This is a genomic window from Psychrobacter sp. I-STPA6b (assembly GCF_020662265.1).
GTDB lineage: Bacteria > Pseudomonadota > Gammaproteobacteria > Pseudomonadales > Moraxellaceae > Psychrobacter.
In genome coordinates, this window is record NZ_VEWM01000122.1 from 196056 (window position 1) to 215939 (window position 19884).

General features: G+C 40.9%; 14 protein-coding genes. 3 read left to right on the plus strand and 11 right to left on the minus strand.

Going from position 1 to position 19884, the window contains the following annotated elements; all coding sequences use genetic code 11:
• The first annotated feature begins 130 nt into the window (after window positions 1-130).
• A complete protein-coding gene (locus FHK88_RS13145) occupies window positions 131-1351 on the plus strand; it encodes an RsiV family protein (protein ID WP_227431167.1) in 1221 nt (406 codons plus the stop codon).
• Between the two features lie 104 nt (window positions 1352-1455).
• On the opposite strand, the gene argB is transcribed toward FHK88_RS13145, so the two are convergent.
• The 5 genes from argB to FHK88_RS13170 form a co-directional block, all read right to left on the minus strand.
• Entirely contained in the window at window positions 1456-2367 is a 912-nt protein-coding gene (argB, locus tag FHK88_RS13150; protein ID WP_227431168.1) for an acetylglutamate kinase, read from the minus strand.
• Between the two features lie 82 nt (window positions 2368-2449).
• Window positions 2450-4219 carry a phosphomannomutase/phosphoglucomutase gene (locus FHK88_RS13155; protein WP_227431169.1) on the minus strand — a complete coding sequence of 590 codons (1770 nt, stop codon included), beginning with the start codon at window positions 4217-4219 and terminating at the stop codon, window positions 2450-2452.
• 219 nt (window positions 4220-4438) lie between these two features.
• Window positions 4439-4903: a dUTP diphosphatase gene (dut, locus tag FHK88_RS13160; protein WP_227431170.1), complete on the minus strand. Its 465-nt coding sequence runs from the start codon at window positions 4901-4903 to the stop codon at window positions 4439-4441.
• A gap of 34 nt (window positions 4904-4937) precedes the next feature.
• Complete coding sequence (mgtE, locus tag FHK88_RS13165; protein WP_227431171.1) at window positions 4938-6314, minus strand: magnesium transporter; 1377 nt, start codon at window positions 6312-6314, stop codon at window positions 4938-4940.
• A gap of 127 nt (window positions 6315-6441) precedes the next feature.
• A complete protein-coding gene (locus FHK88_RS13170; RefSeq protein WP_227431172.1) occupies window positions 6442-8475 on the minus strand; it encodes a UvrD-helicase domain-containing protein in 2034 nt (677 codons plus the stop codon).
• Between the two features lie 138 nt (window positions 8476-8613).
• On the opposite strand from FHK88_RS13170, the gene FHK88_RS13175 reads away from it, so the two are divergent.
• Window positions 8614-9495 carry a hypothetical protein gene (locus FHK88_RS13175; protein ID WP_227431173.1) on the plus strand — a complete coding sequence of 294 codons (882 nt, stop codon included), beginning with the start codon at window positions 8614-8616 and terminating at the stop codon, window positions 9493-9495.
• Here FHK88_RS13175 and FHK88_RS13180 read toward each other — a convergent pair.
• Both FHK88_RS13180 and hemB read right to left on the minus strand, forming a co-directional pair.
• Window positions 9492-10151, minus strand: a complete 660-nt coding sequence (locus FHK88_RS13180) for a transglycosylase domain-containing protein (RefSeq protein ID WP_227431174.1) — start codon at window positions 10149-10151, stop codon at window positions 9492-9494. The two genes, FHK88_RS13175 and FHK88_RS13180, sit on opposite strands and share 4 nt — an antisense overlap.
• Window positions 10141-11148: a porphobilinogen synthase gene (hemB, locus tag FHK88_RS13185; protein ID WP_227431175.1), complete on the minus strand. Its 1008-nt coding sequence runs from the start codon at window positions 11146-11148 to the stop codon at window positions 10141-10143. Before hemB ends, FHK88_RS13180 begins: the two co-directional genes overlap by 11 nt.
• Window positions 11149-11357: 209 nt before the next feature.
• Between hemB and FHK88_RS13190 the strand changes: the two genes are divergently transcribed.
• Window positions 11358-11819, plus strand: coding sequence for a thioesterase family protein (locus FHK88_RS13190; protein WP_227431251.1), 462 nt, complete (start codon window positions 11358-11360; stop codon window positions 11817-11819).
• An 89-nt stretch (window positions 11820-11908) separates the two neighbouring features.
• On the opposite strand, the gene FHK88_RS13195 is transcribed toward FHK88_RS13190, so the two are convergent.
• The 4 genes from FHK88_RS13195 to FHK88_RS13210 all read right to left on the minus strand — a co-directional run bounded on the left by FHK88_RS13195 (window position 11909) and on the right by FHK88_RS13210 (window position 19716).
• Window positions 11909-13714, minus strand: coding sequence for an efflux transporter outer membrane subunit (locus tag FHK88_RS13195; protein ID WP_227431176.1), 1806 nt, complete (start codon window positions 13712-13714; stop codon window positions 11909-11911).
• Window positions 13714-16881, minus strand: coding sequence for an efflux RND transporter permease subunit (locus FHK88_RS13200; RefSeq protein ID WP_227431252.1), 3168 nt, complete (start codon window positions 16879-16881; stop codon window positions 13714-13716). Before FHK88_RS13200 ends, FHK88_RS13195 begins: the two co-directional genes overlap by 1 nt.
• A 9-nt stretch (window positions 16882-16890) precedes the next feature.
• Complete coding sequence (locus FHK88_RS13205; protein WP_227431177.1) at window positions 16891-18231, minus strand: efflux RND transporter periplasmic adaptor subunit; 1341 nt, start codon at window positions 18229-18231, stop codon at window positions 16891-16893.
• A 471-nt stretch (window positions 18232-18702) separates the two neighbouring features.
• Window positions 18703-19716 carry a polyprenyl synthetase family protein gene (locus tag FHK88_RS13210; RefSeq protein ID WP_227431178.1) on the minus strand — a complete coding sequence of 338 codons (1014 nt, stop codon included), beginning with the start codon at window positions 19714-19716 and terminating at the stop codon, window positions 18703-18705.
• Window positions 19717-19884 lie beyond the last annotated feature (168 nt).

The following is a 19884-nucleotide window of genomic DNA, read 5'->3' on the forward strand; positions in this document are numbered from 1 at the left end:
CCTCGGCGAAGTAGTACAGCCAACGGCTATATAACCATGAGGCAATCTAGTGGTCAGAAGTATCACCGTATTCAGAAAAATAGAGATACTTCAAGTCAGTAACGTCAGATTTGCTTGGTTGTTTATTTATATGTTTTATCATAAGTCAGTGATGGTGCGTTTGAAACAGTGGTTATTTGGTTATCATAAGCGACAAAGCTGGTGGCAGGGAAGTTTTGGTGTCAGTTTATTGGGCATAGTTATGCTAGGTGGTCTCTCTGGTTGTGATAAAGCCCCACAAGAGCCAAGAGAGTTGCAAGAGGATCTAGTTACTGAGACAAGTAGTCGTAGTATACCAACAATACAGTCAGATGAACTGCCTAAGCTTGCAGAGTTATCAAAATTGCAGAAAGGTAGTACTTCTAGTGTTGACCAAGAGCTATATACTAGCTTAGTTCTAGAAGATGCGTTCATTTCTCCACACCTACAGGCAAACTTATACCAGACAATAGCACAAACCCCTAATTGTCAGTTTGAGATAAACGAAGATAGTGCTATGAGCTTGGCACAGACGGCAAATACGTTAGGAAGTCAGCAGTGTCGTTATCTTGAGTTAAATACTTTATTGTTTTCTCCCTCACAGCCGTGGCTTGAAAATATCATGTGGAAGACAATAGCACAGCATATTGCTCCAGAAACTTCATTAAGTGGTGAAAAGGATATCGCAAAAACTTTTGTACGTATGCTGTTAAGACAGGTAAAGGGACAGCATAAAGGCACAGTAGATTTACCTGTTTATCAGTTTATACAGACAAACTTTTATCTCAATAAAAATCAGACTGGATATTTTAATATTGCTTCTGTACAACAACGCTTTAATTACTCTCCTAGGTTAGATTATGTTTATTATGCCATGGTTGATATGGCAAATAATAAGCAACTATCATTAAAAGATATACTTAAAGAGCAATATGTTATAGAAGATTTATTATCTGTCTTACAAAAGGCAACAAAAAAGTTTGATGCTCAACCTGCATTGACAGACAAGATTCCACTTCCCATTGATTTTCCTGCACAGTGGTATTTAGATGGAGACGGGTTACACTTGCTCTATCAGCCAGGGGAAATTGTAGATATGGATATGCCAGCGTTGAAGACAGATACTGTGGCTGAGAATCTAACTGAGCGTAAGGCATCATCAGAGCCAGATAGACAGAATGAGATTGTGGAGCTGTATGTACCTTATACATTGATTCAGCCGTTACTTAAACCACGTTATGTAATTAATACGACTAAGCAGGATAGTAATAATAACCATGATACCGACAATAAGAGCAAAGCAGTGATAGAGGTACGCCATCTTTCTTATTAGTTAGGGGTAGGGCGTGGTTAGTAGTAAAGAGAACAAAAGAAAAGGCCAATCAAGTATGATTAGCCTTACCGATGCAACTTTTATAGGGTTAAATTTTTATCATATTATCCATCTTTGTTTTCTATCTCACGGCTGATTAATGTACCCACACCTTTTGTGGTGAAAATTTCAAGTAAAGTGGCATTGGGAACTCGACCATCAACAATGACTGCACTTTTGACACCACCACGCACAGCATCTAAAGCACATTGAATTTTTGGAATCATACCACCTGAAATTGTGCCGTCAGCTATCAGATCATCTACTTTTTTGGGTGTTAAGCCTGTTACCACTTCACCATCTTTACCCAAAACTCCTTTGATATTGGTGAGTAACATCAGTTTTTCTGCTTGCAGAAATTCAGCAACTCTACCAGCTACTAAGTCTGCATTAATATTATAGCTGTTACCCTCATTATCGACACCCAGTGGTGCAATGACGGGAATAAAGTTTGAGCGGATTAACATCATAATAACGTCTTTATTGACACTGACGACTTCACCAACATAACCTAAATCAATGGCTTGCTCACTGCCATCATCATTCTTTTTGTTCATCAGCAGTTTTTTTGCACGAATCAAGTTGGCATCTTTACCAGTTAGACCAATTGCTCGTCCGCCGTGTTTATTAATGAGACTGACAATAGATTTATTAACACTACCACCTAAGACCATCTCGACCACATCCATGGTGTCTTTATCAGTGACTCGCATGCCATCAATACGTTGTGATTGTCTGCCCAGCTCTTTAAGTAAGTTATCTACCTGAGGACCGCCACCATGTACTACAACAGGATGTAAACCAACGGTCTTCAATAAGACAACATCACGAGCAAATGAGCTTTCCAGAGCAGGATCTGTCATGGCGTTACCGCCATATTTGACCACAATGATTTTATCTTCAAAGCGTTGGATATAGGGTAGGGCAGTGGTGAGTACTTCTGCGGTGGTTTTGGCTTCAGCAAGATTTAAGGACATAGTGGGTTCCTAATATTGATTAATATAGAGCATTGTAAACACATCATATGCCCTAAAACTTTTTATTTTATAACTTTATATTTTATACAGTTGGACAGATATTGGCTATCTGCTTGGCAAAGTCTGGGTCAAATTGATGACATAGAGACACAAAATATTGTTGTACCTTTGTTAGGTCATCAAGGGTGTCACCTGCAAAGCGTACTGTAAAGCTGTGACTGGTATTTGATTGACGAATGATACCAAAGCCATGAGAAAAGTCCAAACGTATACCATCAATACAGGTTAGGGTTGTTTTTTTGGGTAGTATATTTTCGGATAGGTCAGTCTGTTGGCTTTTACTGGATGCAGAGTTGCACAACTGCTGACATAATTGACGCAATTGTATCAGTAGTGGATGGTCTTTAGTGTTAGTATTATTTGTAGATTTGGTTTGTTTTGGCGATGATAGTTGTATGGTAGAAGAAGGGGGTAAGGGTAGGTAGATATCAGCAGTGCTAACCATTGTCGGTAGTTCATCCACAATATCTGCCAAGCTTTGTTTTGATTGTTGTGATTTACGAGTGAGCCAGTTTAATAGGCGCAATCCTGCGTACATGGCATCATCATGTAAGACAAAAAAGCCATCATTAAATAAAAAATGCCCTGATAGCTCACCTGCAAAAATGGCATGGCTACCACCAGTTTGTAAGGCTTTACGCATGAGGCTACTACCTGTTCTACTCATGGTTGGTTGCGCTTTTAGACCAGTGATAAGTTTGGGCAGATGGTGTGAGCACTTCACATCAAAAATGACTTCTGGTATCTGCTTGCTGTTAGCAAATTGTTTTGTATGTTTGCTTTCAAAAATAGCAACTTGTGCCAATAAATAGAGTAGATGGTCAGGCGCGATGAGCCTGCCTGTATTATCAACGACCATCAAGCGGTCGCCATCACCATCAAAGGCAAGTCCAATATCAGCATCATGTTGTATGATGGCTTGTTGCAGTTGTTGTAGGCGGTTTTCTTCAGCAGGGTCAGGGTTGCCTAGTGGGAATGTACCATCGGGGTAGTCATTTAAGCAAATAACCTGCTGACAAAATTGTTCAAATAACTGCTGGGCATACAGACTGGTTGCCCCATTTAGGCAATCCAAAACAACTCGAATGGGTAGTTTCTCGGAGGTTGTATTATCTACGTTGTTAGTAGGATTGTAGGGCTGGTTAATGGTTTTTAGGGCATTATCAATACGGGTAATATAACGTGTTGCAATTTCATTATTATTTGGATTGTTAGGTGATGCTTTGAGTGCTTTGGCTGAATTTAAGGTTGGGTATTTGGTGAGGGTATCTTGCTGTGCTAGTTGTAATAACTGCTGATATAACGCCTGAATGTCTGCACTACTAGGAGATTCTCCTGCTACCAGCCACTTTATTCCATGCACATCTTTTGCTGAATGACTGGCAGTCACCATCAGTCCATGTCCTGAGTACTGCTCTGCCCAATATGCCATGATGGGTGTGGTGACTAAGCCTAGCCAAAGAACTTCAATATTTTGTTGTTGCAGTGCAGAGGCGAGTTGATGGGCAATGTCCAAACTGCCATAACGCACATCATAACCAATCACCACTTGTTTGGCACAATGCTTGGCAAACAGTTGGGCAAATGTTTGGGCTAAATAATAGACAAACTCATCGGTAAAGTATTGGTAGTCACCACGAATGTCATAGGCACGAAATAGGCGTTGTTGTTGTCTAAAGTCGTATGGGCTATTTCTAGCAGTGTTTTTTTTTACTTGAGTATTATTTGACTGAATACTAATACTTGGATGCTTGATTGTTTTATTATCAGTAGTTGTGATAGTTCGGCACATGTTTATTCCCTCCTAGCATATCCTAACTTAAATTTCTTCTAAAAATGTTGCAGAACTTTTGCTAAAAGGTGTGATAAACTCAACAGTCAATTTTTATATTTTATAACAAGTTAGATATCATTCTACCTCGTGCAAATATTAACTTAACGAGATAAACGTTCCACATTATCTAAAAGGGTAGTATAAAAAATAACTGTTGACTATAGTACAAATGAACTATTATTGCCTGCCAGAATGTCCAAAGCCTCCAGCACCACGTGCACTGATATCACTAAATTCATCAACAATATCAAACTCAGGGCGAGCGATAGGTACAACCATATATTGAGCCATACGCTCGGCAGGTTGTAAGATAAAATCGGTGTCACTACGATTCCAGATACTGACCATCAATTCACCTTGATAATCAGCATCAATTAACCCCACCAAATTTCCTAAGACAATACCATGTTTATGTCCTAACCCTGAACGAGGTAGAATCAGCCCTGCAAAATTAGGGTCAGCAATATAAATGGCAAGCCCTGTCTTAATAAGGTGGGTTTCACCTGCTTTGATGGCAAGTGGCTCATCAATACATGCCCGCAAATCAATGCCGGCTGAGCCATCAGTAGCACGAGTGGGCATGGGAAAATCTGGGTGAGTGCCGATTTTTGGGTTTAAAATTTTAACTTGTACAGATTGCATAAGACTTCCTAGATTTCAAATGTCATTATAAGAGCTACAATATTAATAAACTTGCTAATCCTAAAAAGGATAAAAATCCGACAATATCAGTGACTGTGGTTAAGATTACTGAAGCAGAAAGGGCAGGGTCAATATTCATTTTCTTTAATAATAAAGGAATACTAATGCCTGATACATTGGCAACGGTCATATTAATAGCAATAGCAAGACCAATAACCATACTGATGGTCAAGTCTTTAAACCATACTTGAGCAATTACTGCCATAATCACCGCCCAAATCACACCATTAATTGCTCCGACCCACAGCTCTTTATTAAATAGCCACCAACGGTTTGAACCACCAATTTGACCCATTGCCAATCCTCGAATCACGACGGTTAGGGTCTGGCTACCAGAGATACCACCCATACTGGCAACGACAGGCATCAGTACAGCGAGTGCCACCACTTGTGAAAGTACTGCTTCAAATTGTCCGATGACCGCAGCAGCTAATAGCGCTGTTCCTAGATTAATGCCCAGCCAAATACTACGACTTTTAGCACTGGTAATAATGGGAGCAAATAGCTCTTCATCATCACTGACACCTGCCAAATGTTTCATTGTACTATCGACATCATCTTGGATAATTTCCATGATGTCTTCAGCATTTAATTGCCCAACCAATTCACCAAAACTGTTTACTACAGGGGCGAAACGAATATCTTCGGCACGGAAGATGGCGGCTGCATCTTGGATATCCATGCGGTCATGAATGGTGATGGCAGGGTCAATCCATTCTGAAACTAAGGACTCTTGAGGGTACTTAATTAAGTCTACCAAACTTAGTAGTCCAAGTAATTGTTGCGTTTTATCAACCACTAACAGCTCTTGGGTTTGGTCATCTAGTAAGTCTTCTGTATGGCGTAAATAGTTTTGGACATCAGCCAAACTGATATTATCTTGAATCTGAATGGTGTCAGGGTCCATATAGTCCCCCACTTCCCAATCTTCATAGGTATCAAGCTTGTTGACCTGAATGCGTACGTCTTCATCAAGGGTTGCCATGATTTCAGCACGTACTTCATCATCAACGGTGTCTAAAATCTCAGCAATATCTTGGGCGTCAAGGTCTTCAGCAAGTGTTTCAATTTCGCTGGCTTGCATGTTTGCCATCAGTGAAGGACGAATGTCATCCTCAACTTCGGCTAAAACTTCCCCTTTGATATCTAGGGGTACTTGTTGCCAGATATCTTGGCGGTCATTGCTGGGGAATGACTCTAATAGGTTGGCAATTTCATACTCGGACTGTTCTGCCAAAAACTCTGCCATTGCCTCGGTATCTTCACTGGCAACCAAAGATTGTAAATAAATCAGTTTTTCTTCGGCATTGAGTGAAGTGGTATTTGTTTGGCTGTGGTCTGTATGTGGCATGATGGCTAGTTTCCAGTGGTTGTGCTATTGGTTGCTCAGTGATACGTTACAATAAATTATAGTCAAGAACTATTTAACGGCTACAGTGTATTGTTTGCTGGTTGGGTAAGCATTATTTTTGCTATAGCTATTTCTGCTTTAATAAGGCTCGAATATTAGCAAGATATTCATCAGCAACTTTTTGTGGGTCTTTTTGTGCCTTTTGTTTTTTGGCTTTGGCTGGCCAGTTGATATGGTCTTCAGGTAGCTCTTCTAAAAAGCGACTTTCTGTAGTCGGACGCATTTGTCCACCTGAGCGACGCTGAGCAGCAAGTGTCAGTGTGAGTTCACGTCTGGCACGTGTGATACCGACATACATTAAACGGCGCTCTTCTTCTACTGTCTCCGCTATGATGGAGTTGCGATGCGGTAGCAACTCTTCTTCTAAGCCCATGATATAGACGTAATTAAACTCTAAGCCCTTGGCAGCATGGAGGGTCATTAGATTGACTTTGTTGGTATTTTCTTCTTCTTGTTGCTGCTCTAGCATATCCAGCAGTACCAACTTACGAATGACCGATTCAATGTTACGTTCATCGTCATCTTCTGCACGGTTAATCAGTGCTTGAATACTGTTATACAGTGCTTCAATATTATCCAGACGGTTTTTTTCTTGTTGTGGTGTTTTTGCTTCACTTCTGACTACATCAATATAGCCTGTCTCGTCAATCATCTGCCGAACTACGGGGACAGGGTCAGGGTGTTGGTCAAGCTCACGGGTATAATGCTCAATAAAGTCACCAAATTCTTTTAGTGAGGCATGTGCTTTTTTGGGTAGAACATGTGCTAGACCACCATGTGTGCAAGAGGCAAGCAGTGAGATGCTATGTTCTTGTGCAAACAGTCCTAGCTTTTCTAAGGTAGCAGGACCCATGCCTCGTTTTGGTGTGTTGATAATACGTAAAAAAGCACTGTCATCCTCGGGGTTTAAAATTACCCGCAGATAGCCCATGATGTCTTTGATTTCACTACGAGCAAAAAATGACGTACCACCCGAGAGCTTATAGGGCACTTGCAGTTGGCGCAGTTGTGCCTCAAGCATACGTGCCTGAAAGTTACTGCGATATAGCACCGCATAGTCTTCCCATTCGTTACCAAAGCGCAGTTTATGAGTGACAATTTCTTTAGCAACCCGTTCTGCTTCATCGTCATCATTACGGCAGTTAATAATGCGGATTTTTTCGCCTTCACCTTTGTCTGACCACAGTGCTTTTTCAAACAAATGCTCATTATTGGTAATCACCGAGTTGGCAGCATTTAAAATGCGGCTGGTAGAGCGGTAATTTTGCTCCAGTTTGATGACCTTTAATTTAGGAAAGTCCTCTTTTAGCAATGCCATATTTTCAGGCTTTGCCCCACGCCATGCGTAGATGGATTGGTCATCATCACCAACGACAGTAAAGCGCCCTTGTATCCCAACAATTAACTTAATCAGCTCATATTGAGCAGTGTTGGTGTCTTGATATTCATCAACCAATAGATAGCGGATACGATTTTGCCATTTGTCACGCAGTTGTGTGTTTTCTCGTAAAATTTTGGTTGGTAGCACAATCAAATCATCAAAATCTACCGCATTATAAGCACGTAGATTACGCTCATATAAGGCATAGAGATTGGCAAAAATCATGTCTTCAGGGTCAGTTAAGGTCTCTACAGCCTTATCAGGCTCTATTAAGTCATTTTTCCAATCAGAAATCATTTTGATGGCTTTGCCGACCAGCTCTCGACTTTCTGCCCCTGACAAATTGTCACGCATCATCAGCTCCATCAATAGCCGTTTGCTATCGTCAGAGTCCATGATAGAAAAGTTACCTTTTAATGGCGTGTGCAACAGTTCATAGCGCAAAAACTGTAAGCCAAACTGGTGGAAAGTGGATACTGTCAAGCCACGTGTTTTTTCACTTGGCAGTAGTTTGCTAACCCGTGCTTTCATTTCACGGGCCGCTTTATTGGTAAAGGTCACTGCGGTGATGCGCTCGGCTGGCATGTTGCACTGCTCAATCAGATAGGCAATTTTACGTGTGATGACTGAGGTTTTGCCTGAGCCTGCTCCAGCCAAGACCAGTAGTGGCCCCGATACATACGTCATTGCCTCAAGCTGTCTGGGATTGAGTTGGCTCATAAAACTAACCTATTGTTGATGATTTAATAATTTGGCTATATAAATATGAATAAATAAGAGATGGCTTATTATAGTGGTTGATTGTTAAATAACAACCGATATCACTGCATTTAGGGAATGAATCGTAGGAAAAGTAAAGTGAGAATCATCTATGAAGATAGTATACGGGTTGAAATGGTTAACGATACCTATGTGGTGACCGAATTGCGTTATCAACGTGCCAAAGAATCATTGATTCGGCGTGTATTAATGATGTTTGGGCATCTTGTTTTTCCTATTTTTTTACTGATAGCAGGATTGGCTGTTTGGTCTGGCTTTACTTATTCAACGATCATCTCTTGTCAAAGACTATCTACCCTAGATGGTATAAAGAATCCTACTAATAATACAAGTGTCACCGCAGAATGTCAGGTAAGTAGAGATTACTTGTTACGCAGTGATGAAGTTATTGTACAGTGGCAATCTGTCAGTGGTGTTCGGGTAGTTCCAAGCCATGAGACGTGTTTTGTTGAGTTGGTATTACCAAACAATCAAAGCCTGCCATTAAGTTCTCATTCTAGCTCAACGCAATGTACTGCTTATACTAAGATTAGAGAGATGAACCAATATATTCAGCTACCTAGACAGTATTGGGAAAATAATAATGCCAAAAATGTGTCATTTGGAGGTAGTGTGTTGCCATGGATAGGTGGTGGGGTGTTGATATTTTTGGGGATTGCTATGATTAAATACATGATGTCTCCGGGACTTTTGACTCAAATTATCATTGATAAACATCGCCATAAGATGACCATTGACTATCTAACCATATTTGGCAGTTATCAGCGAGTCATTAAGTTTTCTGATATTGTTGACATTATATTTTTGGCAAAATTGAACAGTGATACTGAACAAATGAAAGTACAAAAACATGAAATACGGCTGGCAAATAGTAAGCCGATTGATGTGCTAATTTGCTATGACCATGATGAGATGTTGGCTGTTCATCAAGAAATGAAACAGTGGATAGGATTGGGTTAGTCTGGTTTTGTTTGTGTAGATAAATAAATTTGCCGATATTTCTTTTGCAAAGAATGCTGACGTTCTTTGAGTTTATCTGGATTTTGCAATAAATTAGGATTACGAATAAATGCAGTGAGGGTTGTGGCTTGCTCAAGATTTAGTGTATCAAGTGGCTGATTAAAATAAAACTGTGACAGTTGCTGACAGCCTTTTATATCACCAACTCTACCTCGTGTATCTGTATATTTACCAAACCACTGCAACTTACAAATTATGGTGTTTTTTTCTGACTCACTTAAGCGTATTGCCATAAAATACGTTACCATCATTTTACGAAAGGTCTTTGATAGGTTATGTTTTGTGTTTATCGGAATGGTGTTAGCTGTATCTAGAAAGATTAAATCAGTCACATAACTGTCTTTATGATGATGACAAGATGGCTGATTATTTTTTCTATTCTCATCACAATAAAACAGCACATTCATCATCATCGTAACATTATGGGGGAGTTGGTGGTTTTCTAGTTTGGCTTGGGTAAGTAACTGTTTGGTATATTGTTGGTAGGGTCGAATATTTTGTAGATAATAATAAACAAAGCTACCCAATAGCAATAACAGCAATGATAAGCATATCAAAGCTAGAAAACCACCGACCTGTTTTAACTTAACTGGCATTTAACATTCTAGCCGCATCTAAGGCAAAATAAGTTAAGATACCATCTGCCCCTGCTCGGCGAAAGCCAATCAGTGACTCTAAGATGACCGCTTCAGATAGCCAACCATTTTGTATCGCTGCCATATGCATGGCATATTCCCCTGAGACTTGATAGGCAAAGGTTGGCACACCAAAGGTGTCTTTGACCTCACGGATTAAGTCCAAATACGGCTGACCGGGTTTGACCATTACCATATCTGCCCCTTCACTGATATCCATTGCTACCTCATGCAATGCCTCAGCACGATTGCCAAAGTCCATTTGATATTGCTTTTTATGGCCGCCTTTTAGATTGCCTGCACTGCCAACGGCATCACGGAAAGGGCCATAATAAGCAGAAGCATATTTTGCTGAATATGCCATGATGGCTGTATTAACAAAGCCGTCAGATTCTAAGCCTTCGCGAATGGCTTTGATACGCCCATCCATCATATCACTCGGTGAGATGATATCTGCTCCAGCGTTGGCATGGGCAAGGGCTTGTTTCACCAGTATTTCTACCGTATCATCATTGACCACATAGCCTGTATCATCTAATACACCATCTTGACCATGTGAGGTGTAGGGGTCGAGTGCCACATCGGTCATTACCACCATTTCTGGCAGGGCATCTTTTAGTGCTTTGACTGCTCGGCAGGCTAGCCCATTAGGGTCAAATGCTGCATGACCATCTTCGGTTTTTAAACTGCCATCAATGACAGGAAAAATATCAACAGTGGTTACGCCCTCTGCCAGTAATTCTTTGGCATAATCAATCAATAAATCAATCGACAGCCGTTCTACCTTTGGCATACTTTTGACTGCCTCACGTTGGTTTGTGCCTTCTAATACAAATACAGGGGCAATTAAGTGTTTGGGGTGTAATTCAGCCTCACGTATCATTGCGCGGACGTTATCATTAAAACGTAGGCGACGTAGGCGAGTATGGGGATATTGGCGGTTAAAGGTATAGCTCATGGGATATCCTTTGTTTATCAATGTGTTAAGTCAAGAAAGTAAAGGTGAAAATAAAAAGAATTATGGTAAAATCATGATTTACATTATAGCCTAAGGAAGGTCTTATGACGACTCATACTGATGGAACAGAAACAATTGATGAACATTCAGACTTAATGAATGAGGAAGAATTTTCTTCCGTCATGGATGATAATAAGCCAGCGTCAGCCATGGATGAGCATGAGTCTCGGCGACTGGATATTGCTGGACAAAGACTAGTAGATGCCTTTAATCATAGCCCTTATCTGAGTTTTAATCAGATGAAGATGTGCTTTGAAGACGATACCATTCGTTGTTATTTGGATGCCAGAGATGAACTTATTGGTAATGTAAACTTTAATATTTTACATGGTGGTGTTGCAGCTACGATGTTAGATAGTGTCGGTGGTATTGTGGCAATGCTAGAAATCTATCGTCGCAATCAAGGTGAGTTAAGTGAACAAGTTAAAAAAATCAGTCGCTTGGCAACTGTAGATTTGCGTATTGATTACATAGCGCCTGGAACAGGAAAACAGTTTATTGCCAGTGCAGAGGTGATTCGTATGGGGCGTAAAGGTTGTACATCACGTATGCAGATGGTTAATGATGAAGGTAAGTTAATCGCTGTTGGTATTGCAAGTTTCGCATTTTAGTAGGGCTGGCTGGCGACATAGTCAGCAATATATAGATAAAGAAAGTAGGGCTGTTTTGACTAACAGCCCTTTTTTATAGTTTGAGCACTCTATTGTGGTGAGTCTGTAGCAGTCTCTGGTATCGGAGCTTGATCCTCTCTTACTACCTCTTCTGTAACAACTGGCTGCTCAATTAGCACTTCTTCTTGTGGCATAGTTACTTGTTGCACTTCCACAATGGCTGAATCTGGCTGACTATCATTATTCAGGTCAACGGTTGCAAGGGTTTGAGTATCTACAACGGTAACAGGAGAAACCATCTCAATGGCTTTAGCCTGTTCAAGGCTGACAACAGATGCTGAGCTTGCAGATTCTACGGCTTCTTTGACAACGGTTTCATCAGATTTCGGTGTCAAAATATTAACCAAGTTGCGATGTTGTGGGGTAGGAATTCCAATCGGCTCAATTAAGTTAGCCCCACCACCTAATACACGGTATAGGTCAATTTGGTTAGTCAGCTTTTCTTGCTCAAGGGTCAAGATATTCTGCTGGGTAGAGAATAACGAGCGCTGTGCATCTAATACGCTCAGATAGTCGTCAACCTGAGCGATATAACGAGCCTCAGAGATGTTGTATAGCTCATCATAATTTTTTTGCAGACGATATTGTGAGGCAAGACGCTGATTTAGAGTAGCGGTATTGACCAATACATCGTTAACTTCACGGAAAGCTGTTTGAATGGCTTTTTCATAGTTATTAAGTGCTTGTTCACGCTCCACTTGTGCCACTTCATAATTTGCATCCAAGCGTCCTGCATCAAAAATAGGCACGCTGATAGAAGGACCAAATGACCAACTGGATGCAGAGCTTTTTAATAAGCTGCTTAAATCACTACTAGAATAGCCCAACTGTCCAGTTAGGCTGATGCTGGGGTAGTAAGCCGTTCTAGCTACCTCAATATTAGCTCCAGCAGCTTTTAAGTTATATTCTGCTTGCAAGATATCTGGGCGATAGCGTAATAGCTCGCTAGGTAATCCGGGTCCGGTTACTTTGTCTGTGACAATTTTAGGCACAGCAGGTGCTGGCATCAGCTCAGCTGGAATTGGCATACCAATTAAATATTGTAGGGCGTTTTTTGCTTTTTCAATATTACCCTGAGCTTCTAATATGGCTGTGTGTGCATTTTCAGCAGCGACCTCTGCTTGTAAGGAAGGAGCTTTAGAATCTATACCAGCAGCAAGTCGTGCCTTGGTGATACGTAAAGATTCTGCTCGGGTAACATAGGTTTGTTGTGCAAGTTCCAGTTGCTTTAATTGATAGCTTAGGTTGACATAATTGGTGGCAATACTACTGATTAAACCAACTTGCACAGTGTCTTTAGCTGCTGTGGTTGCTAAAAAGCCTTGCAAGGCTTGTTCTTTCATATTGGCAATTTTGCCCCAGAAATCTAGCTCATAGTTTGACATACCTAGATTGACACTATAACCACCATGCGGGTTCTTATCGACTGCATTATTTGCAGAGCGATTATAGCCACCACTGCCATTGATACTGACTGAGTCGCCATTATCAGCAATACGGTATTGAGCTCGTGCTTTTTTAATTGCTAACGTTGCGTCATGGATATCTTTATTATTCGCTAGACCAAGAGCAATCAGCGCTTTTAGTTTTTCGTCAGTATAAAAGTCTTGCCAGCGTAGAGCTGCTTGATTGCTTGGTTGCATACCATTATTCCCAGCGACTAATGGGTAGTTGTCTGTAATGGGAATATTAGGATGAGCAACCACAGGTGCATTTTGTGCAGGTGGAATACTATTACAAGCTGTCATACTGGCAACTAAAGCAGTGACACCTGCCAAACGAAACCACGTAGTATAGGTATAACGATGGTTTGAGTAGAATTTGACAATCGTCATTATAAATTTTCTCCAGAATGGGTTGGCTGTGGCTTCAATGGTTTATTATGAACTTTATTTGGAAATACGGAGCGTACCCAAATATAAAACATTGGAATAAAGAAGATGCCTAGGAAAGTGGCACTAAGCACACCACCTAAGACACTGGTACCAATAGCATTTTGACTGCCTGAACCTGCACCTGTGGCAATAAATAATGGCACAACGCCAATACCAAAGGCAAGTGAGGTCATGATAATTGGACGCAAACGCTGTCGAGCAGCCGTCATGACCGATTCTTTAAGACTGAAGCCAGCTTCTTGATATTCTTTAGCAAATTCAATGATTAAGATAGCATTTTTAGCAGACAAACCGACCACCGTCAATAAGCCAACTTGTAAATAAACGTCATTGGCAAAGTCTCGTCCCCATGTCATTAAGGCAGCACCCAAGACACCCAGTGGAATGACTAACATCACTGCAAAAGGAATGGACCAGCTTTCATACAATGCCGCCAGACACAAAAATACAACTAAGATAGATAATGCATATAGCATGGGGGCTTGGTCACCTGATTTTTTCTCTTCAAGTGACATACCAGTCCACTCATAATCAACCCCTGCAGGTAGCTGTGCAACCATCTGCTCCATTGCCGTCATGGCATCTCCAGAGCTGAGTCCGGGTGTGGCTGAGCCCTGCAACTTCATTGAAGAGAAGCTGTTATAACGGGTGAGCCTTGGTGAGCCATAAGTCCATTCTGTACTGGTAAAGGCACCAAAGGGAATCATCTCATTAGAGTTATTGCGCACCGACCATTTACCAATATCTTCAGGATTGGTACGACTATTGGGCTGTCCTTGGACAAAAACACGTTTAATCCGACCTCTATCAACAAAGTCATTGACATAAGTAGAACCCCAAGCTGTGGTTAATACCCCATTAATGTCTTGCATCGACAAGCCATAAGCTGCCGCTTGGTCTTGATTAATATTAACTTTAAGCTGAGGCGCATCTTCTTGCCCACTTGGACGTATCTGACCGATGGTCTCATTTTGCATTGCCATCCCGATTAGCATATTGCGAGCATCAGTGAGGGCTTCATGTCCAATATTACCAGTGTCTTGTAGTATTAATTCAAAACCACTGGCTTCTCCAAGCTCAGGAATGGCAGGTGGAATGGTACTATAAACTGTTGCTTTATTAAACTGAGTAAAGAAGTAGCCATTGGCTTTTTCAGCAATGGTTTTTGCCGAGTTTGCTTCACCAAGGCGTTCACTCCAATCAGTGAGGCGCACAAAGGCGATACCCATATTTTGTCCTGCACCTGCAAAACTAAAGCCAGAGACAGTAAAAATATCTGAAACATTGTTTTTTTCTTGAGTCTCAAAGTATTCTGTCACTGTGTGCATGACATCTTGTGTTTCCTCCAGTGTTGAGCCTGATGGCAGTTGCACTAAGGTAAGCATGATGCCTTGGTCTTCATCAGGTAAAAATGAACCCGGAATTCGCATAAATACAGCTACTAACAAGCCAATAATAAGCACATAAGGAATAAGGTATAACCACTTTAAACCAAAGCTTTTACCAACAAAGTGTTCATAACGTTTGCTTAAGGTATAAAAGCTACGGTTAAACCATGCAAAAAATCCTTTACGATTTTCATCTTGTTTATCATGGCTTTTGCCACGTTTTAAGATAGTGACACACAGGGCTGGAGTAAAAATCAAAGCCACAATGGCAGATAAGGTCATACTACTAATCAGCGTAATGGCAAATTGGCGATAAATCACCCCAGTTGAGCCACCGAAGAATGCCATGGGTACAAAGACAGCCGATAAGATGACTGCAATACCGATGACCACTTTGCTAATCTCTCGCATACTCTCTAAAGTAGCATCTTTGACAGAAATGTCAGGATTTTCCTCAAGTAGTCGCTCAACGTTTTCTACTACCACAATGGCATCATCGACTAATAGACCAATAGATAATACCATCGCAAACATGGTTAATACATTGATACTAAAGCCAACCGTATAAAGTATGCCAAAAGTACCTAGTAATACGACAGGGACAGCAAGTGTGGGAATGATGGTGGCACGCCAGTTTTGTAAAAACAAGAACATGACTAAAAATACCAACACAATGGCTTCTAGTAGAGTATGAGCCACTTGCTCAATTGACAATTTAACAAAAGGTGTGGTGTCGTAGGGTACTTTGACTTCTAGACCAGAGGGAAAGTTTTTCTCTAGCTCAGCCATGCGCTCGGCAACGGCAGCACGAGTATCTAGGGCATTTGCTCCTGAGGCTAGGGCAATTCCCATACCCGCAGCAGGTTTTCCATTATAGGAAGATATCATACTATAGTCTTCACTACCAATTTCAACCTTTGCCACATCACCCAAACGGACTTGCGCACCGGCTGTATCTGTTTTTAGTAAGATATTTTTAAATTCATCAGGTGTTTGCAGATAGCTTTGAACCGTTACTGTGGCATTAATAACTTGTTGCTCAGTATCAGCAGGTGCTTGTCCTAGTTGTCCTGCAGACACTTGGGCATTTTGTGCTTGTATGGCATGGATAATGTCTGATGGCATTAGGTGGTAGTTGCGTAGGCTTTCAGGGTCAAGCCAAATGCGCATGGCATAAGGTGAGCCAAAAACGGTGACATCACCAACCCCTTCTACACGGCTTATCTGATCAATAATATTAGAATTAATATAATCAGCAATATCTGCTCTATCCATATTGCCGTTAGTTGAGATAAATGCTTGCACCATCAAAAAACCACTGGATGATTTGGCAACATTAATCCCTTGTCTTTGTACGATTTGAGGCAGCTGACTGGTGGCGGCTTGTAGTTTGTTTTGCACCTGTACTTGAGCTTGGTCAGGGTCAACGCCATTTTCAAAGGTTAGGGTAATTGAAGCAGAGCCATTTGATGAGCTGGATGATGACATATACATTAAGCCATCTAGCCCTTTCATACGTTGCTCAATGATTTGTACCACAGAATCTTCTAATGTTTGTGCATTAGCACCAGGATAGGTGGCACTGATGGTAATGGTTGGTGGAGCAATACGGGGATACTGCTCGATGGGCAGTTTGATAACTGCAATGACACCCATCACCATGATTAAAATAGCTATCACCCAAGCAAAAATAGGGCGATGAATAAAAAACTTTGACATCATACGCTCCTAGTTTGTTTGTGTTGACGCTTTATTATTATCTGTCGTAGCGCTACTTGTGTTCTCTGAAGTCTCTTTGTTTGCTGTTGGTGCAACAGGACCTTGACCAGAATTAGGTTTAATTTGATTGCTAGGTGCTGTACCTGCCTGAGCATTACCACCTTCTGGACTTACTGGTTTTGCGACTACTTGTTGCTCAGGGCGTACTTTTGCACCACCTATAATGACCACTTTTTCACCAGCTTTTAGTCCATCAGTGACAATCCATTTATTTCCAAAAGTACCATCTATGGTGACAGGACGCACTTGAATTTTACTTTCTGCATCCACGATATAAACCTGTGCATCACCTTTAGGTGTACGCATTACCGCACTTTGGGGCAACAAAACAGCGTTATTAAGTACACCTTGAGTTAGCTTGGCAGTAACGAACATACCTGGAAGCAACAAGGTGTGCTCATTTGGGAAAACTGCTCTTAATGTCACACCGCCTGTGTCAGCGTTAACCTTAGCATCTATCAAGGAAAGCTGTCCCATTGCTGGATACACAGAATTATCCTCTAGTATTAGCTCAACGATGCTACTGCCTGCTTGTAGCTGTCCTGCTGCTTGTTGTTGTTTTAGCTTGAGTAAATCGGCAGATGATTGACTGATATCAACATAGATGGGATTGAGCTGCTCAATGGTGACTAAAGGCTCACCCTGATTGGCACTGACCAATGCACCAGCAGTGACACTTGATAGACCTGTTTTTCCAGAAATGGGCGCACGTACAATGGTACGACTATAATCAAGCTCACTGGCGTTTAGGTTCGCTTGTGCCGTTTCTATCGCCGCTTGTGCATTTGCCACGCCTGCTTGTGCAGTTTTATAACTAGTCTGTGCTTGTTGGAATTGCTGTTGGGAAATAGCGTTGATTTCTACCAAAGGCTGTAGTCTTTGCAAGTCACTACTGGCTTGTTGTAGTAATGCTTGCTGATTTGCTAAATTTGCATAAGCCTGTTTAACCGCAGCCTCACCACTAGCCTTAGCAGATTGATAGTTATCGATATTGATACGGTATAAGGGTTGTCCTTTTTGTACCATACTGCCTTCTTGAAATAAGACCTCATCAATAATACCTGACGCTTGCGGACGTACTTCTGCACTTTGATAAGCAGCAGTTCGTCCAGCGAAGGTCTGCTGTAAGGGAACAGATTGGAATTGGACAGGCATTACATCAACCACACTAGGAGGCGGTGCTTGTTGCTCAGTAGGAGCTTGTTCTGTATTGTTACGGTTACAACCAACAAGTGTCATACTGGTAGTAGCCATCAGAAAAGAGACTAACACAAGGGGAGCGTATTTCATTCGATTCCTCGGAATGTACTTAATTTTAGATTTTAGTGAGTTAGAAAGGGGTTGATGGGCAATAGCTAGCAAAAAATGCAGATACGCTGTAGTTTAATAATCATGATTAAATGAATAAGACTAAGAGCAAGTGTGAAGTGGCACATGATTGCTATTTTAATAAGTGGAAACATTACCCTAATATTACAGTTATATTGACTATCATAGACTAGAAGTTACTTGAATTGCCATCAAAGAAGCATTAAGAAACATTAAGAAAGGTAACAAAGTTTACAAAAACAAGTCTATAAGCCAGTCATGAGCTTTTATTTTTCTTTCTATTTATATCTTATATTTAGCATCACTTCTATATGGAGCTATTATAACTGATGGTAGTTGTAATCAAACAATAGAAAGGTAAGCGCTAGAGTCAGCTTGCCTTTACCTATATAAAATAATAAATAATATAGAAACTATAACTATAATATAAAATTATAATAAACGAGCGCTTGCCAGCTCTGTAAGTTGCCATAGGCCCTGTAGATAGGGGCTATCTTGTGATACAGGCAGTTGTTTTAAAGCCTCTTGAGCAAGACGAGTTTCTTCTAATGCACGCTCACGACAATAACTAAGCGCACCAGACTGCTGTACTAGGTCTATTAATGCTTGCACATTGGATGTTTTACCAGTTTGCACAGCAATACGTAGCTGATCATAGCTAGTTGGATTACTATCTTTAAGTAAAGATAGCGCTTTAATAGTTGGCAAAGTAGGCTTGCCCTCTGCCAAATCATCACCAAGATTTTTACCCATCACTGCGCTATCACCACTGTAATCAAGTACATCATCAATAATTTGGAATGCATTACCAAAGTGCTGACCAAATTTAGCAAAAGCATCCATAAACTCTGGTTTGTCGTGCAAGATAGCCACACCTTGAGTTGCCATCATAAATAAGCGTGATGTTTTACCATCAATAATACGCATATAATCATCTTCAGTGGCAGCAGGATTATGTTGATGTTGTAGCTGTAATACTTCACCTTCTGCAATATCACAGGTGCCATCAGAAAATAGCTTGAGTAAGGGTAGACTGTTAAAATCGACAAGTAAGTTAAATGCTCGAGCGATGAGATAATCCCCTACCAAAACAGCAGTGGCATTATCCCAAGTGGCATTTGCTGTTGGTTTACCACGACGTAAGCCTGATTCATCAATCACATCATCATGTACCAAAGTTGCAGTATGTAGCATCTCTGTAATGGCGGCCAAGTGCATTGCAGGTTGTGATTGGATATCGGCACATAGTCGCGAGCAGAGCAAAGTAATTAATGGACGCATACGCTTACCACCAGCATCAATCACATGCTGAGACACACTCATCACAAGCTGAACCTTAGAGTTTAAGTTACCAAAGACTTGTTTATCCATAATGGCAAAGTCTTGAGCAACAATAGACTGGATATCAGCATAAGAGGGTATAGAATGTGAAGATGTCTGAGTCATGAAAGGCCACTTAGTATTGTGATGGTGGTAAATTAAAAGAATTAAGAAACTGGGGCAGTGGACTGTAAAGCAGGTCAGTCCTGACTGTTTCAAACTATAAGTAGTTCATATTATAGTTATAACCCATTATATAGCAATGGTAAATCCTAACAAAAAATAGAGCAGAGG

Excerpts from the sequence above, each read along its gene's own strand:
- FHK88_RS13145 (WP_227431167.1), top strand. The coding sequence starts at position 131 with ATGTTTTATCATAAGTCAGTGATGGTGCGTTTGAAACAGTGGTTATTT.
- argB (WP_227431168.1), bottom strand. The coding sequence starts at position 2,367 with ATGTCCTTAAATCTTGCTGAAGCCAAAACCACCGCAGAAGTACTCACC.
- FHK88_RS13155 (WP_227431169.1), bottom strand. The coding sequence starts at position 4,219 with ATGTGCCGAACTATCACAACTACTGATAATAAAACAATCAAGCATCCA.
- dut (WP_227431170.1), bottom strand. The coding sequence starts at position 4,903 with ATGCAATCTGTACAAGTTAAAATTTTAAACCCAAAAATCGGCACTCAC.
- mgtE (WP_227431171.1), bottom strand. The coding sequence starts at position 6,314 with ATGCCACATACAGACCACAGCCAAACAAATACCACTTCACTCAATGCC.
- FHK88_RS13170 (WP_227431172.1), bottom strand. The coding sequence starts at position 8,475 with ATGAGCCAACTCAATCCCAGACAGCTTGAGGCAATGACGTATGTATCG.
- FHK88_RS13180 (WP_227431174.1), bottom strand. The coding sequence starts at position 10,151 with ATGCCAGTTAAGTTAAAACAGGTCGGTGGTTTTCTAGCTTTGATATGC.
- hemB (WP_227431175.1), bottom strand. The coding sequence starts at position 11,148 with ATGAGCTATACCTTTAACCGCCAATATCCCCATACTCGCCTACGTCGC.
- FHK88_RS13190 (WP_227431251.1), top strand. The coding sequence starts at position 11,358 with ATGGATGAGCATGAGTCTCGGCGACTGGATATTGCTGGACAAAGACTA.
- FHK88_RS13195 (WP_227431176.1), bottom strand. The coding sequence starts at position 13,714 with ATGACGATTGTCAAATTCTACTCAAACCATCGTTATACCTATACTACG.
- FHK88_RS13200 (WP_227431252.1), bottom strand. The coding sequence starts at position 16,881 with ATGTCAAAGTTTTTTATTCATCGCCCTATTTTTGCTTGGGTGATAGCT.
- FHK88_RS13205 (WP_227431177.1), bottom strand. The coding sequence starts at position 18,231 with ATGAAATACGCTCCCCTTGTGTTAGTCTCTTTTCTGATGGCTACTACC.
- FHK88_RS13210 (WP_227431178.1), bottom strand. The coding sequence starts at position 19,716 with ATGACTCAGACATCTTCACATTCTATACCCTCTTATGCTGATATCCAG.